The organism is Pseudomonas sp. Mn2068 (genome assembly GCF_049319725.1).
GTDB classification, from domain to species: domain Bacteria; phylum Pseudomonadota; class Gammaproteobacteria; order Pseudomonadales; family Pseudomonadaceae; genus Aquipseudomonas; species Aquipseudomonas gingeri.
The window spans coordinates 717,132-734,087 of the sequence record NZ_JBMOUG010000002.1; the positions used below are offsets into that span (position 1 = coordinate 717,132).

General features: G+C 52.4%; 8 protein-coding genes. 7 read left to right on the plus strand and 1 reads right to left on the minus strand.

All coding sequences use genetic code 11. The features are described 5' to 3' along the window. Positions 1-6 precede the first annotated feature (6 nt). Both ACL9RJ_RS07655 and ACL9RJ_RS07660 read left to right on the plus strand, forming a co-directional pair. Positions 7-2,601: a hypothetical protein gene (locus tag ACL9RJ_RS07655; protein WP_422765089.1), complete on the plus strand. Its 2,595-nt coding sequence runs from the start codon at positions 7-9 to the stop codon at positions 2,599-2,601. Between the two features lie 175 nt (positions 2,602-2,776). Beyond that, complete coding sequence (locus tag ACL9RJ_RS07660) at positions 2,777-3,994, plus strand: hypothetical protein (RefSeq protein ID WP_422765090.1); 1,218 nt, start codon at positions 2,777-2,779, stop codon at positions 3,992-3,994. A gap of 198 nt (positions 3,995-4,192) precedes the next feature. On the opposite strand, the gene ACL9RJ_RS07665 is transcribed toward ACL9RJ_RS07660, so the two are convergent. After that, on the minus strand, positions 4,193-4,816 hold the full coding sequence (locus ACL9RJ_RS07665) for a DUF6124 family protein (RefSeq protein WP_422765091.1): 624 nt from the start codon (positions 4,814-4,816) through the stop codon (positions 4,193-4,195). 548 nt (positions 4,817-5,364) lie between these two features. Here ACL9RJ_RS07665 and ACL9RJ_RS07670 point away from each other — a divergent pair. From ACL9RJ_RS07670 to ACL9RJ_RS07690, 5 genes are all read left to right on the plus strand, one after another. Continuing rightward, on the plus strand, positions 5,365-6,828 hold the full coding sequence (locus tag ACL9RJ_RS07670; RefSeq protein ID WP_422765092.1) for a TolC family outer membrane protein: 1,464 nt from the start codon (positions 5,365-5,367) through the stop codon (positions 6,826-6,828). Between the two features lie 169 nt (positions 6,829-6,997). Next, the gene (locus ACL9RJ_RS07675; RefSeq protein WP_422765093.1) at positions 6,998-9,142 is read left to right on the plus strand and encodes a type I secretion system permease/ATPase; all 2,145 of its coding nucleotides are present in this window, start codon (positions 6,998-7,000) and stop codon (positions 9,140-9,142) included. A 6-nt stretch (positions 9,143-9,148) separates the two neighbouring features. Then, positions 9,149-10,573 carry an HlyD family type I secretion periplasmic adaptor subunit gene (locus ACL9RJ_RS07680; RefSeq protein ID WP_017125835.1) on the plus strand — a complete coding sequence of 475 codons (1,425 nt, stop codon included), beginning with the start codon at positions 9,149-9,151 and terminating at the stop codon, positions 10,571-10,573. A gap of 107 nt (positions 10,574-10,680) precedes the next feature. Then, positions 10,681-11,250, plus strand: coding sequence for a hypothetical protein (locus ACL9RJ_RS07685; RefSeq protein ID WP_422765094.1), 570 nt, complete (start codon positions 10,681-10,683; stop codon positions 11,248-11,250). Between the two features lie 10 nt (positions 11,251-11,260). Beyond that, a complete protein-coding gene (locus ACL9RJ_RS07690) occupies positions 11,261-16,789 on the plus strand; it encodes a calcium-binding protein (protein WP_422765095.1) in 5,529 nt (1,842 codons plus the stop codon). The last annotated feature ends 167 nt before the right edge of the window (positions 16,790-16,956 follow it).

Below are 16,956 nucleotides of genomic sequence, written 5' to 3' on the forward strand. Positions count from 1 at the left end.
TTGAACATGAACGAAGACGAGTACGAAGAAGCGATCCAAACAGGCCTTCGCAACAATGAAGTTCTTAAGCTTGTGCACAACTACTGCTCTCACGCTCGAGTCGTCAACCGCGGCGGGGTAGGTTTGATTGCCCAGGCGACCGGGCTCCCGCTCGGAATGCTTGGCGTGCACTGTGACCACGCACCAGCGTCTGGAATGGCAGGTTGGTATCTCGAACCTATTGCTGTTGATTTCCATGACCGGAATTGCGCTCATTGCGATAAGCGCTTGGCTGTTCGAATGCCCAATTTGCTTTCGCTAGTTGAGGATCGAGGTAGAGCTCTAGAAAGGCAAAGGGAGGTCCAAAAGAAAGCTCAAGCCCAAGCTGAAGCAGCCCATCAAGGGCGGGTCGCGCAGAGGACAGCTCTCCGAGTAGGGCAGAGCGCTGCGTGCTGTTCTCTACTCGACGATCTCGACACACTTGATGCCTGCTCATCGGATGAGGTGAAGATCCGCATCGTCGAGACAGCTAAGCTCGCTCCTGAAGTCTTCACCGCTCCGATTGTTGAGTACTTCTTCGAGCTTGCCACCTCCGACAAAATGAATCTTAAGGAGCAAGCACTTTCGGTTCTACGTCTAGTCAGTGCAGACAAGCCTCGCCTTTCCGAAACGGCCTTCGACTGCCTTGCAAAGCACGATGCTATCGGGATTGCCGCGGATATCATCCTTGCATACCCAGGAATGGTGGCACCAGCCAAGGTGGAGAGCGCTGTACCGGCGCTGATAGCTCTTGCCCGACGTCCTCGAGCACATCTTTCTATAGATGAGCCGATCTCTAAGCCAGAACCGCTCAAAAAAATCTACAAACTTTGGCCGGAGGTAGTCCGACACGCTATCCAGCGTCTGCTCGACTCGAAGCAGTCTTACCCAGTTCGTTTGGGTGTCGCCGCTCTGCACGTCCTGTTCAGAGATGATGCTGGACTACTTCCAAGCTTTGCTAGGACAACGATTTCAAAGCTCGCCCGTGCTCACTTGTTATTTGAGAAGGATCCGTCTGATCGAGAACTTGGAATGGTGTGCGGCGACCTAAGACGTATCGTCGTAGCAGCCCTCCTTGCTGCGCCTGAAGATACCGACGCATTAATCTCTGAGTTTTTCGATAGCGCATCCTCTGAAGGTGAGGAGCGCTTAACCCGGGTCTATGAAGAACTTTCGCGGCATTCAATACGGCTCGGTGGGGACCGTAGAAACGAAATGACACCCGCTGACGTTGCCGCATATGTGGTGGTCCTGAGGCGTCTACTCAACCTCGCAGGAACGTCTACAAACCAGAAGGTTCTGCGACTCGTTATTCAGGCGTTCAGAAACGAGCCAGACGAAATCGTCGCAGCTGGAAAACAGAATATTGATGCTTTGCTCGGCACAGCAGCTGTTTTAGATGCGCGCATTGAAGCTTTTGAAGCGGAACGAAACGCCACGCCAGCGGCCAACTTCAATGAGTACCTTGAGGCCCAGAATTCGGCAACCACCCTCTACCAACTCCGTGACTCATGCGCTCTGATTGCTGCCAAAGCTGCGAAGGGAAGTGAACGGCTCGTTCTGTCTTACGTTGAGTTTCTCAATAGCATTGATGAACAGCGCGATGGACTGAGCTCCACAATTACCAAAGCCACTCCGTATCTAATTGATAGCCCCTCCACACTAAATGTTGTTCTACCTGCCCTCTATTCATCGCTGGTAGGAGCCTCAGTTCGTAAACGTGCGGCTGCAAGTGAAGCACTAGGAAACCTAGGCAGAGCTCGTATCTCCGATCTCCCTGAGCTTGTACTAGAAGCGTTTGTACTGCTGTTGCTGGATCAATATGTGATGGTGCACAAGGCGGCCGTATGCGCACTTCCCAGCATCGTTCTGCCAGAGAATCTAGAGCGACGTGCTGGTGAGGCTCTGTTGCAGCTCATCCCCTACTACAATGGCAAAAGGGATGAGCACCACTTTCTGATACGGTGCATTCGCTTACACGTGTCTCGGTTCGCTTCTTCTGAACAGCTTCAGTACGGTCTTGGCAGTCTCTTCATCAAATTCTTGATGACAGCACCTGCCAATCTTCATACCCATGACCTCTCACGAATGGGGAAAGCACTCGCTACTGCCTCAAACTTTACTGATTTGGTGATTCACACGCTCGATGATCCAGAACTGAGTGAGCACGGTGAAGAGGATGCCAGTAGCCTCGTGCATCTCATTCCAGAGGCGGTAGCCCTCCAACGGGCCGACGACTTAGTCAAATTGGTTAAGCGACAATGTGATCGCTTTATGCTCGTGGGGGCAGTAGTGGAGCTGCTGTCTCGCGTCGGTGCTTGGTCCCAAGCTGTTGCGGCGATGCAAGCCTCTTGGGAGGCTGTTCCAGATACGGCGCCAGAAAGACGCTTAAAGTGGTATCGGAGACTTCATGTGATTGCCGTGCAGTTTGAGGCTGCAGTCGCTGCAAAAGATCCTCCTCGCCAGGAAGCTCTGCAAATGGAATGGCTTCAACTCGAAGAAACCCTCAAGGAGGATGAAAAACAATATGCAAGCAGACGTAGTTCTCTCCCAAGCTTTCTACAGCCGGATTCGGACAGTTGAAGTACTGAGGTCGTTGGGGGCTGGAAACTCAGTCGAGCCAGAGGTTCTCAGAGCTATCAGTGCAGAGCTAGACGAAGCTTCACTTCGGTATGGACGAGCCATAAACGGAACTACCTACAGCGCTTTGGCAGGCCTACTTAGGCTTGTCGCCAGTCTTTCTGAATGGAGGGAAGGTGTGCTCGCTGCAAGTGACGGAGTGGAGCGTTTTTTACGAAGCGCATCCGAGCGATATCGCATGTGGCAGAATGAATATGGCGAGCAGGCCGCCGCTCAATCGCTCGTCAAAGCTGCTGAGTCTCTCCCCCGCGTAGAATCACTTGCCGATTTCGAAGACCTTTGCATGGCAATCGCTGCGGTACCTTTGCCTGTGGGCGTTTTTTCCCAAGGGGCTCTGAGCATACCCAGATCCGTTGACGAGCAAACACCTCCTCCTCTTCCTGCCGAGCTTTCGGTGGCTTTCCTAAAATTCCAAATTGATGGGCAGGCCGCCGGAAGCATTCACCACCTGACACCATTAGTGCTTCATGACCTTGAAATTGAAGTACGTGTATCACGCTGGCCCGAATCTGCAGTAACGCTGAGACTGTCCCCTATTTCAACGGAGCTGCGTACCAGCTACGACCTCTCGGAGTTCGTTTTCGACAAGCCTGCGGGCGAACCACCGTACACCCTTTTCCAGCGGGGGCGCGCTGCCCTGCAGCTAGTGCAAGGGATGAATGCACGGCCCTACGAGTTCAAGTATTCAGCCTCATTTGAGCCGATCAGTTCAGAACAGCCAGTAGCTATAGTAGGACACCGAACGCTTCTAATCGAAGGCCTTGATGTCAGGTCAAATCCCATCACTGGATATCCGAAAGTTGACGAGAAAATTCTGAGCATTCGGGACTTTTTGCGTCGAAATGGTCTCGTAAACAGCATCGAACTTAGTGATGTGCTTGAAGTGCTTAAGGTTTTAGGAGGGGTGGCGGGGCGTGCCATCCAAGACGCTGAATTCGATGGTGTCTGGTCAGAGGCGCAGTTCCAGGATGCGATTCGCAAGGAGCTTCGGCGCAACCCTCAAATTGGCTCTGATCTTGACGAACATCCCAAGGCTTCAGGCGGTATCACAGACCTCAGCTATCGCGGTATCGTTATCGAGTTAAAGTCCTTACCAACTGGAGTCAAGGTGATAGAGGACTGCCAAGTCTATGTTGAGCAAACTGCAAGTTATGCAGTATCCAAGGAAAAGCGTGTTGCTGTGCTCTGCGTGCTGGACTGCCGAATAAAAACTGCAGCGCCTTGGCCGGCCGGAGAAGGCATCGCGATTCTAAAGTCCCAGCCACCTGCCAACGTGTCGGTGATCACCGTGGTTGTGCAGGGAAATATCACTCGGCCAAGCAAATTGTCGAAGTAGATGGTGTTTAACTGTATGTATCAGGGGATGCCCAAGCTCGTTGCGCCAGTGCTGATAGTGCGCTGATTGCGCGCCGTTGAATGTCCGCAATTGGCCGATTGCTGCCTGTCGTCATCAGAGGCTGCGTTTTTCATGCTCAATGCGCGTAGTGGTCGACATGAGTGCAAATGGGAGAGGAAGTGGAGCGCGGTTTTGCGTCTATTCACGGCTGGCAGTACGGATCAGATCCTGCTCTAGGATCGACCTAGGAATCGTGCTGGCGGGCGGCACGGGGTTTGTCGAGTTCAGGTCTTCCAGTTCTACAGACCTGACACTACCGACAAAAGCTTGAGGCTCGTCAAATCCCTTTTTGACCCAATCGGTCAGTGATCGGCAGCCGCAATATCGCTGCTGCCGATCAAGTGTCTCAGGTGTGCAAGGGCTGGGTGGTTCCGTCAAGCAACGCATCCACACCGTCCTGGACAACGTAACGGAGTGGATCAGCCCCATCAGCAGGTCCCGTTCAAAACCCTCGAGGCGCGGGCAGATTTCATCGGCGTTCAACTCAGCTGATTTGAGCAACTGCGACACCTGAGTCAGCGCTGCCTTGGCATTGACACCGGGTTGAACAGAGAACAGTGGCGGGGCAGATGAGTTGTCGGGCTCCACTGGTTTAACGGCTGCGAAGGAGAGGGCATAGAGGAGCTTGGACAGGAAGTTGCTCGGGGGCTTTGAATCGATCAGGGTCAAAGCTTCATGCATGAGCTTGCTCAGGTAGGTCGCTCTTTCCTCAACACTGGCAGTGTCGCTGGGTGGTGGATCAGGGGTGATTTTCTTGACCATGGAGAGTCTCCTATTCGGTTAAGGAACTCGCCACTTCCCGCGTTCAAACAAAAGGTGGCGAGCTGTACGCAGGTTGAACGACCGGTGAATAGGAAACCGGCAGGCAGAAGCCTCCTGCGCACAGCCCGCCATAACGCGAGCACAAAAATGCCGCTTTCGCGGCGCTGTGCGCCTATTCGATTCCGAGCGTTCAAACCCGTATCGCTGAATTTGCAGCGATCTCCGGACTCTAGACACACTGGCAGGCGCACACAATATTCTCCCACGCCCATAGCGTGTAGGAAACCGGCGTATTTTCGGAGGGCTATTTCGCGTCGTTACCAGGTGTTGCGGCAGATGGGCGGAAAAGGGCGAATACCTATCCAGACATTCGATAGCGCCACTCTCACTGCTTGTGATCACATCTATCTTCGCCAAGCCAAAGCGCATCGGTGGACCGCCTTCGCTTCATACGATTGTTGACCTGCAACACGCTCTAGCATAATTTCCTCGCCCGCGAGGCCACTATGCCCTTATCTCTCCTCCGGGCCTCACAAAAGGACTTGTTCATGACCCGCAGGTATTGCGTCTTCTTGATGGCGTGCATGGCACCTGCCAGTGTGTTCGCGGCGCAATCAGCGTCATCGCCCTCGGACCGTGCGCAGCTTATGTCCGTCTACCAGGAAGCGGTCACCAACAACTCCGAAATCAAGGCAGCCCGTGCAGGATTCGAGGCGCAGAAGGAAGCCATTCCCCAGGCCCGGGCGAATCTGCTGCCGGCGATCACGACCAGCGCAACCATCGAATCGACACGACTGGAACGCGATGCACCCGCACTGACGCGCGTGCGCAGCGGAACCACCTACCAAGCCAATCTGCGACAGCCGCTGTTTCGGTCCGACGCCTGGTATGGCCTGAAGGTCGCTCAGGCCAGCACCTCGCAGGCAGCCTTTGAACTGTCGGCCGCCGAGCAGGAACTGATCCTGAAGACCGCCGAGACCTACTTCGAGACCCTGCGCGCGTCGGATACGCACGCCGCCGCCGAGGCCGAGGAGATCGCATTCAAGCAACAGATGGATCAGGCCCGCGGGCGCCTCAAGGGTGGCCTGGCGAGTATTACCGATGTGCTTGATGCCGAGGCGGCCTACGATAACGCCCAGGCCAACCGCGAGCTGGCGGCGCGCAAAGTCGATGACGCCTTCGAGCAACTGGTCCGCCTGACCAACCACGATTACGCGAGCATTGAGGGGATCGAGCATCAATTGCCCGTGCTGGTGCCGGTGCCTGCCGATGCGAAACAGTGGGTGGATGCCGCGATGAAGCAAAACCTCAAACTGCAGGCCAGTGATTTGGCCGTTGAGGCGGCGGAACAAAGCCTTTCCCAGAGAAAAGCCGGACACGCGCCCACCCTGGATGCCGTGGCGTCCTACCGCAAAGGCGATAACGACAGCTTCGGCTACAGCAATCCCAGCGACTTCGGTCGGGACGGCTATCAGAACAACGTCGCTCAAAGCTCCATCGGCTTCGAGGTCAACCTGCCGATCTACAGCGGTGGTCGAGTCAGTTCCCAAGCGCGCGAGGCTTACAAGAAGCTGAGCCAGAGCGAAGAGCAACGAGAAGGGCAGCGCCGGGAAGTAGTGCTCAACACCCGCAGTTTCTACCGGGCGGTGAATTCCGATATCGAGCAGATCAGGGCGCGTAAGAAGACCATCCTCTCCGCACAAAGCTCTCTGAAGGCCACCAAGGTAGGCGCCGATATCGGCAGCCGCAACACCGTGGACGTCCTCAACGCCCAGCGCCAGTTGTTCACCTCCGTGCGGGACTACAACAACGCCCGTTACGACTACATCCTGAATAACCTGCGCTTGAAGCAGGCGGCAGGCACGCTCAGCCCGTCGGACCTGCAAAGCCTCGCCCAGTATCTGAAAGCGGACTACGATCCGCGCCGCGACTTTCTGCCGCCTGAAATGGCCGGTGCGAGCCTCGAGCAAGCGCGCCCATCATCGATCCGTAGGGGCGCTGAGGGGCTGTAAAACAGGCGATTTTCGGTCTTTCTGCATGTCAAATGAAATATTGCATCGAAAATGATACCGGTGATGTCGTTTTGCTCTTCCGCTGGTGAATCCAATCCGCATATGATCAGCTTTCTCCCGGTTTCACGGGGGATTTCAGGCTTGAAGCCATCGGCAAGGATGCGGTTGTATGCACGGACAGGGCGAGGGGGCTGCGCAGCCTTCGGATACTCTTGATACAGGCCTGGCGTGCTTGGTCATGTTGGCAAGGTTTCACAGCGTGGCTGCATCGGCCGAGCAATTGGCCCACGAATACGTCGCCGAAGGTCAGCGTTTCTCAAGGCCGGAAATACTGCTCGCTGCCAAGCAGTTAAAACTCAAAACCAAAGCCCTTCGCACCAAACCCGAACGCCTTCCCCAGACCCCCTTGCCGGCCATTGCCTGCGCGGACGACAGCAGCTTCTTCATCATTGCGCGCGTGGACCAGGAGAAAACACTGATCCACGATCCGCGCCTGCAGCGTCCGATCGTGCTCAGTGCCGAGGAACTGAAGGCCCGCTGGAGCGGCGAGTTGATCCTCATCCAGTCCGAGTCTTCGCAGGCCGGTGAGGTGTCGCGATTCGATTTCACCTGGTTCATTCCCGCTATCGTGAAGTACCGCAAACTGCTGGGCGAAGTCCTGTTGGTCTCGTTCGTCCTGCAGATCTTCTCCCTGCTGACACCGCTGTTCTTCCAGGTCGTGATGGACAAGGTCCTGGTTCACCACGGGCTCACGACGCTCGATGTCATCGCAGTCGGGCTGCTGGGCATCATGCTGTTCGAGTCGGCGTTGAGCGGCCTGCGCAGTTACGTGTTCGCCCACACGGCCAGCCGGATTGACGTGGAGCTGGGATCTCGACTGTTTCGTCATCTGGTGACCTTGCCCCTGGCGTACTTCCAGGCGAGGCGGGTGGGGGACTCCGTGGCTCGGGTTCGCGAACTGGAAAACATTCGCAGCTTTCTGACCGGCAACGCGATCACGCTGCTGCTGGACGTGCTGTTCTCGGTGGTCTTCATTGCGGTGATGTGGTTCTACAGTGGCTGGCTGACCCTGATCGTCCTGGTCTCGCTGCCGCTGTATTTCATCGTCTCGCTATTTATCACGCCGCTGCTTCGGGCCCGGTTGAACGAGAGCTTCGCCCGCGGCGCCGAGAACCAATCCTTCCTGGTCGAAACCATCAACGGTATCGACACCCTGAAATCGATGGCCGTCGAGCCCCAGATCACCCGCAAATGGGACAACCAGCTCGCAGCCTACGTGTCGGCCGGGTTCAAGACCCAAACGCTTTCTACCATCGCCAACGAAGCCGTTTCGCTGATCGGCAAGCTGGTCACGGTAGCGACCCTCTGGTTGGGCGCACGGTTGGTGATAGATGGGCAGTTGTCGGTCGGCCAACTGGTGGCCTTCAACATGCTTGCCGGGCGCGTGGCTCAACCGATCATGCGCCTGGCCCAGCTCTGGACCAACTTCCAGCAGACGGGCGTTTCGGTTCAGCGACTGGGCGACATCCTCAATAGCCGGACCGAACTGTCCCAGGCCACCCGCAGTGCGCTGCCGACGCTCAAAGGACGTGTGGAGTTTGACCAGGTGCATTTTCGTTACCGTCCGGAGGGTTCCGAGGTTCTGCGCAGCGTCAGCCTGGTGATTGAGGCCGGGGAGGTCATTGGGGTGGTTGGGCGCTCGGGTTCGGGCAAAAGTACCCTGACTCGTTTGCTTCAACGGCTGTATGTCCCTGAGCGTGGGCGCGTGCTGGTCGATGGCATGGACCTGGCGCTGGCCGATGTGTCCTCGTTGCGCCGTCAGATCGGGGTCGTGCTGCAGGACAACATGCTGTTCAACCGCAGCATCCGCGAGAACATTGCGTTGACCGATCCAGGCGCGCCGCTGGAAGCCGTCATGCAGGCGGCCAAGATGGCAGGAGCCCACGAGTTCATTCTTGAGCTGCCCGAGGGCTACGACACCGTGGTGGGCGAGCATGGGGCTTCACTGTCCGGCGGCCAGCGCCAGCGCGTGGCAATCGCCCGGGCGCTGATCGGCAACCCCCGTATTTTGATCTTCGACGAAGCCACCAGCGCCCTGGACTATGAGTCGGAGCGGATCATTCAGCAAAACATGCAGGCAATCTGCAAGGGACGCACGGTGATCATCATTGCGCACCGGCTCTCAGCGGTGCGCGATGCCAACCGCATCGTCGTGATGGACCGAGGGCAGATCGTCGAGCAGGGCAGCCATGCTGAACTGCTGACTCATCAGGCTGGACACTACTCACGCCTCTACCGCTTGCAACAAGGATAAGTTGTCATGAGCCAACCATCGGCAGGTCGAGAGCTGTTTCGACGGTACCGTCGTATCTGGAAGCAGGCATGGGGACAACGCAAGCTGCTGGATGCCCCCCAGCGTCTTCCCCATGAGGTGCAGTTTCTGCCGGCAGCGTTGGCGTTGCAGGATCAACCCGTCCACCCCGCACCGCGCTACATCCAATGGACGATCATGTTGTTTGCGCTGTTGGCCTTGCTCTGGTCCATTTTTGGTCAGATCGATGTCGTGGCAACGGCCACCGGAAAGATTGTGGCCAGCGGCAAGAGCAAGACCATCCAGCCGAGCGAGGTTGCGGTCGTCAAGTCCATTCAGGTGCACGATGGGCAGGTGGTGAAAGCTGGTGACGTGCTGGTTGAGCTGGACACCAGCGCGACGGGGGCGGACATCAAGCGCCTGAAAAGTGATCTGCTCGCCGCCGAGGTGGATAGCGCACGCGCGACAGCCCTGATCGAGTCCATCCAGACGGGTAAGGAGCCTGGCTCCCTGGCCGGCCATATTCCCCAGGCTGCCCCTGAACAGGAGAGGGCTGCCCAGCGTTGGGTACAGGGGCAGTACCTGGAGCTACGCAGCTCCCTGGAACAGATCGACGCTGAAATTGAACAGCGATCGGCAGAGATTCAGTCCACCCGGGCGACGTTGGCGTCGTTGCAAAAAACGCTGCCCATCGCACGCCGACTGGCCGAGGATTACCAGCAGATGCTGGAGCAGCAGTATGTCCCGCGCCATGCCTACCTTGAGAAGCAGCAGGCTTTGCTGGACCAGGAGCGGGACATGGCCGTGCAGCAATCCCGACTGGCCGAGGTCGGCGCCTCGAAGAAGGAAGCTGAACGCCGAAGGGCCGCTCTGCTGGCTCAAAGTCGGCGAACGATGCTGGACCTGCAGCAGCAGTCCGAGCAAAAGGCCGCGTCACTGACCCAGGAACTCAACAAGGCCGAGCAACGCGATCATTTGATGAGCCTGACCGCGCCCGTGGATGGCACCGTTCAGCAACTGGCGGTGCACACCATTGGTGGCGTGGTCACCGCCGCACAGCCATTGATGATCATCGCCCCGAGCGATCAGCCGGTGGAAGTCGAGGCGATGTTCGAGAACAAGGACATCGGCTTCGTCCGCCCTGGGCAACCCGTCACCGTGAAGGTGGAGACTTTCACCTTTACCAAGTACGGGGCCGTCGACGGCGAAGTGATCAGCGTGTCCAAGGACGCCATCGAGGACGAAAAGCGTGGCCCGATCTACAGCAGCAGGATCCGCCTGCTCAAAGACAAGGTCACCGTACAAGGCCAGGAGGTGTCGCTGTCTCCGGGTATGTCGGTGACGGCAGAAGCGAAAACGGATAAACGGCGCGTGATCGAGTACTTCCTGAGTCCGTTGGAAGCTTATGCGAGTTCGAGTTTGAAGGAGCGATAAATGCTATCTATGGTAGTGGTCATGCACTTTTATAACTACAGTGGCAAGTAAAATTGCCTTTCTTTGTTAGGTAGTGTTTTTTTATTGTTTTTTTCTGAGGTCTTTCGATGAGCATTAATTTTAAAAATGTTTTGTTGATTTCGGGGGTAGGCATAGTAGGTTTCCTATTCCTGTTAAGACTTTATATCATGCAAAATTCGAGCGAGTCGGACCATTGGTCTACTGGACGGTGTGTGTATGGCCCATTCGAGCTAAAAATAAATGAGCATGATTGCTCTAGAGTCAGGTTAGGTGGGGGGGAGGTTCTGACCCTTGGCTATGATCTTGATGGTTCTAAGTTGATTCGTGACGGCGCGGTTGAAGGTAATAAAGTTACAATAAGGATAAGGCCTCGGGGCAATTCTCTCGGGCGCTCGTTTTTAAATATTGAAGGAATGCAGCCGATCAAGTCGGAGCATGGCCGAAGCGTATATATGGTTAAAGGTGAGAAGGTAGTCGTTTTTCAAGGAGAGGATGGCGGGCAGGTCTATGTTGATACAGTGATTGCTACTTATGAACTAGATCGCATATACAGAAAAAAATACGAGGTCCTTTATCAATTTGATAAATCTATTGATGATTTTGAAAATGTTGATAAAGCGGTTTTGGAATTGTTGGATAAAATAATCGTTCGGTGAGAGGGAAATCATGAATCTTATAAATATGACGTCGGACCAAGTTTCTACCCTGAGTGGTCTTCGGGAGCAGGGAGACTATCCAGGCGCCTATAGATATCTTAGGAGTCTGGTAAATAATCAGTTGTTTTCTGCTGAGGGTGGTGGGGCTGATGCTTCGAGCCTTGTAAAGATTTCGAACTGGCTAACGGCTGCGGAATCAATCAATAAAAATGATGGTAGTTTTTTTAGCGATACGGTTCGTGGTTCGGTTAGGTTCGCAGGAGCGGCAAGTGGGAAAATTATTGGTGACTCTGAATTTCAGGTTGCCTCTGATGTGCTGGCTAATCAAGTAATTTCTGATGTTTTGGATCGTGGTGGCATACCTGAAGCCGGTTATATTATTGATGCAGATGTGCAATCCGCCGTTATCGGCTTGAAGCTTGAAAAGTGGAACTGGGCAGGGACAATTGGGGATTTTTTACCTTCTCCTTTTGGGTTGGGAGAAGATTACGTTCAGGTTGAAGGCGATTCTTTCTCCGAATATATGAAGAATCTGACCGAGGCGATGCTTCAGAATGCGGCAGGCTTGTCAAAATGGCTGGGTATTGATGCACCTATCGGATCTGTCTTTGAATGGATGTGGGGGGATCTTGGTTTAGATAAGTTTGGTCAGGCATTAGGGAGTTCAATCTATGACCAGATATCCTTTGGTCAGGGTCTAATTGAAAGTCTTAAAAAGCAGTTTGGGACGGCAGAAATTACCCGTAGTCCATTGATCTTAGATCTTGATGGCGATGGCGTACAGACTATTTCAGTGGGACAGGGCGTTAATTTCGATCTTGATGGGAATGGTTTCGCAGAGAAAACAGGCTGGGCAGGAAGGAATGATGGGCTGCTGGTCTGGGATAAGAATGGAAACGGAAAGATAGATAGCGGTTCCGAGCTTTTTGGTAATAATACAAAGTTAAAAAGTGGAGAGAATGCAGCAAATGGTTTTTTGGCACTTGCTGACCTTGATGAGAATCATGACGGAGTATTTGATGCACAAGACTCCGCGTTCTCAAAGTTGAAAGTTTGGCGGGATTTGAATTCTGATGGTGTGGTGCAAAGTGGTGAGTTGGCTGGGTTGAGTGAGTCAGGTGTGTCTTCATTTGATCTAAAATATACGGAGCCAGGAAAGGCCGATGCAAATGGCGATATCTCAAGCTCAGTAAAAGATATTAATGGAAATGAACATCGCCAGACAGGATTTTATACCCGTGCCGATGGAACTGTCGCTGCTATCAGTGATGTGTGGTTCGCTGTGGACGGAGCGAATACAGTAGATACTCAACTCGTAGAGGTCTCAAATGACATCCGTGCACTACCCGATATTTTAGGTTTTGGTAACGTTCATAGCTTGCATCAAGCGATGGCGCGGGATACGACTGGGAAATTGAAGTCGTTGGTGGAAAGCTTCTCGAAGGAAACAAACCCCGACCTGCTTCATCAGATTGTGCAGGAAATAGTCTATCGTTGGGCAGGCGTATATGATATTGATCCTAAAAGTCGCGCAGCTACGCAGATTTATGGGAACGTAATTGGCGATGCAAGAAAGCTGGCGACGCTTGAAACTTTTTTAGGTGAAAGTTATCTGGGAACATGGTGCTGGGGAGCGAGGGACCCGAATCCGCATGGTCCGGCAGCAGCTATTTTATTACAGGGTTTTGATAATCTCACATCGGCAGTTTACGATAAATTAATGTTTCAAACGCATTTTGGCTCATTTCTAGATGGGCTGAAAATCATTAAGACCAATGATGGTGTTTCTTGGGATGTGTCGTCGATAGTTGGAAAGCTAAAAGATAGATATGATTCGAATGAAGCGGCAGGTCAAGAATTTTTCAAGACCTTTGGAGAGAGCTTAAGTGGTCTCGGAAGCTTTGGGCTTGAACTGTTGTCTAAACTTAGGGGTGTCAATCCTACAGGTGTAGTGGGTTTTGATAACTTGATGATGGGTATCGGTATTCGTAGTCTTGTTGGAGGCAGCGGTAACGATGTTATTAATGGAACAGATGCCGACGATGTGATCTTGGGTAATGCGGGTGGGGATCGCATATATGGCGGTGCAGGTGATGATCATCTGGTCGGTGGTGTCGGTGATGATTATCTTGTCGGAGGAGATGGTAGCGATACCTACCATTTCTCACGAGGAGATGGGCATGACACCATTCTCAACGCAGATCAGGATGCTGAAGGCACAAAGCTTGATAGGTTGGTTTTCGGTGTAGGTATTAAAAGTTCTGATGTCAGCGTTAAGCGCAATTATTATGATCTTGTTGTTCAGGTAGATGGTGGTGCGGAAAGTGTCACTATTCAAAGCTATTTTGATGAAGATACGGTCGCAAACCACGGTTATGCTGTCGACGAAATTGTTTTTTTGGATGGTACTGTTTGGAGCGTGCATGACGTAAAAGCAATGCTTGTACGGCCCACTGATGGTGATGATCAAATATTGGGGTATCGTTCTGATGATGTGCTATTTGGCGGGCTGGGCAACGACACGATTTTGGGCAATGACGGAGACGATCTGATCACTGGCGGTAAGGGTAATGACTTTTTGGTCGGAGGTTCAGGGGCTGATGTTTATCACTTTGAAATTGGTGACGGGAAAGATGTAATTCTCGAAACTTTTGAACCGCAGCAGGAATTAGAAGGAAAGAAAAAAGATAGAATTAGTTTTGGTCAAGGCATAAACGCGTCCGATTTAAATTTTGAAGTTGGCTATGGTGCCGACGGCACTTCGGTACTGCAAATAAGCTACCCGGGTGGTGTTATTTCTGTTGTTGAGGGTATGTTGGGTGCGATAGGTGCTGTGACATTTTCGGATGGATCGTCAGTGGAATTGTCCTCACTGATCGCGCAGTCCCCGATCAAAGCGAACCTAGGAGATTTAGGTCATGAGTTCTTTGGGTCCTCGCGGAATGACGAAGTTAAGGGAGGAACTGGAAATGACAAAATCTATGGTGGTGACGGGGCAGACACCTTATTGGGAGGGCAAGGTAACGATTTGCTATTTGGAGGTGCTGGCGATGATTGGCTCGATGGCGGTAGCGGAAGTGACCGGCTAGATGGAGGGGAAGGGAACAACACATTTGTATTTTCAAAATACATGGGACAGGACACGTGGATAGCAGCCGAAGGCAGTCTGAACACTGTTTTGGTTTCAAAGGATATCTCTCCCTCTGAACTGCTCTTTGAACGAAGTGGTGATGATTTAGTCGTTAGCTATTTATACGAGTCTGCTAGCAATACTAGGTTAACTAATTATTTTTCCAATCCTGGCCTATGGAATATTTCATATGGCGGGGCTTCTCCTTTGTCATTGTCTCAGGCGATTGACTCTAGTCAGGCTAATCCGTTATCTCAAACTGATTATTATGCTGGCATATTCAAAGAGCGGATTTTAAACGGTCATGTCAGGCAGTTGCTGATTGATGGGTATGAGGGGAGGGATGGACTATATTCTTACAATAAAGTTCTAGTTCAGGGGAGGATTACATATTATCAGGACTCTAAATATGACGTTCGATTTGTAGAGGGGGCGCTGCAAAGAAGTGTAGGCGGTATGCAGGGTGGTAATGGTGAAAATGCTGTTTTAAGTTCGTATTTTACTGAGTCAACAGAGTCTAGTACGTTTGAGCAGGGGAGTACATATAGTACATCTTATAGAAATAGTAGCGGAGGGTTGTCTTATTGGACGTTTAAGTCAACTCAAATTCTTGTTGAGGCTGGTGAAAATGATCCTGATGTCAAGTTTATAAATCACTACTCTAATAATTCAAGTGTTATCACCTACTCTGTGATAAAGGGCGGAGATGTTGGTGGGCGCTATAATGTTCAGGGCGGTAACGGATATATAGGCGGAAAAGGTGATGACAAAATCGTTGCGTATGCATTCAATCCAGACGATCCGATAGGTGAAGGAACTTTCCTGGCAGGTGGCGAGGGGAATGACACACTGGTTGGTAATTGGGGAGATGACTTTCTTTTAGGTGGCGCAGGGACCAACTATTTGTCGGGGGGGGATGGGCGCGACACCTACATTATTGATGGCAATCAGACGAAAGATATCATTGTTGATATCAACCTCCCCGTACGTGATTGGATGACTGGCAGGTGGAGTTACCCGAATAACTCCTTGGGGTCGAGTGATGTTGTGGTTTTGCCGGGCGGCGTGAAATTTACTGATCTGTCTTTTTCCTGGGGCGCCGAGGTGGTAGAGGACATTGACGGATATAGAATATCGGCTGGCTATTCGGGGACGAGCAGTGACGGAATTCGTGTTGCGACTCAAAAAACAACACTGGATATTCGTTGGGGAACTGATCACTTGGTGCGAATAGCAATGCCAAACAGTACTGATTTTTTCAGTACGGGTATTGAATATATTCAGCTTGCAAGCGGGGAACGTATCAGCACTGCTGAACTGATACGTCAGGCCGGTATTGGAACGGCTCCAGACCTCCATGAAAATGGCATGAATGTCACTTACAATGGTCTGGTACAACTTTCCAGTGCCAGTAACGATTTATCATTTTCCGGTGGAAAGGGAAATGATTTTATTCGTGCTACACATGGCGAGACCATTTTCGGACGAGAAGGCGATGATGTATTAGAAGGTACTAACCTGGTAGGCGGTGAAGGTAATGATACCTTTTCGGTTTATAAGTTCTCTGGCGAGCCTTCTCGTGGGTATTTCGATGGCGGCGCGGGAGATGATATTTACTTCTTTGGTTCTTCTGATGCGGGCGGGGAAGTTATTGTTGGCGGAGGCTATGATGGCATCGTCTTCAATGAAGGGGTCGACTTAAGTCGATTGAGCTTTCATCGGCAAGATAATAGTTTGTTGATTCTAGTTGATGGTGATTTGGATCACTCTATCTCTGTTGCGAATCATTTTGCTGATACTGACTCACGATTGTCTTATATTAAAACCTCAGCGAACGAGTTTTTGGATTTTAATCAAATTGATTCGCTGCTTAGTCCTTTGCCGGAGCCTCCTGGTCCTATTTTTGGTACTGATGGCGATGATACGTTGATAGGTACTAATAAAAACGATGTGATTATAGGTGGGAAGGGGAATGATTTTCTGTCCGGATTGGGTGGGCATGATTTTTACGAGTTTTCGCTCGGTGATGGTCAGGACATCATATACAACGACTCGCTAAATCCTGATCAAGAAGAAGATATTCTTGCAATTGTCGGAGGGTCGAAATTTGATGTCTGGTTGTCTCGGCAAGATCAATCATTGGTTCTGGATTTTTTAGGGGGCGATGATAAGATAACTATTAAAGACTGGTATGCTAGTGATAGCCACAAACTTGATTCGGTGATGATGGGGTCTGAGGTCCTCTACTCACAACAGGTCGATATGCTCGTAGAAGCAATGTCTGGTTTCGGGGTTCCTGCATCAGGCAGTATCGAGCTTACCCCAGATCAGCGCGACCGAATGGATATGGTTATTGCCAATAGTTGGCAGCGCCTAGGAGGTGGTGGCGGAACTGACGTACCTAAATAAGTTGACCTGACCTGGCCGATCCGCAGTGCGGTATAGAGCTGCGGATTTTGGATTAACCTCAGTCGGACTTACTCTTTCAGAATTTTTAACCGGCAGCCGTAATAGTGGGCTGCCGGTTACTTCCCTAGATGCGCGTACCCCAGTATTAAATACCTTGTAACGCCCTG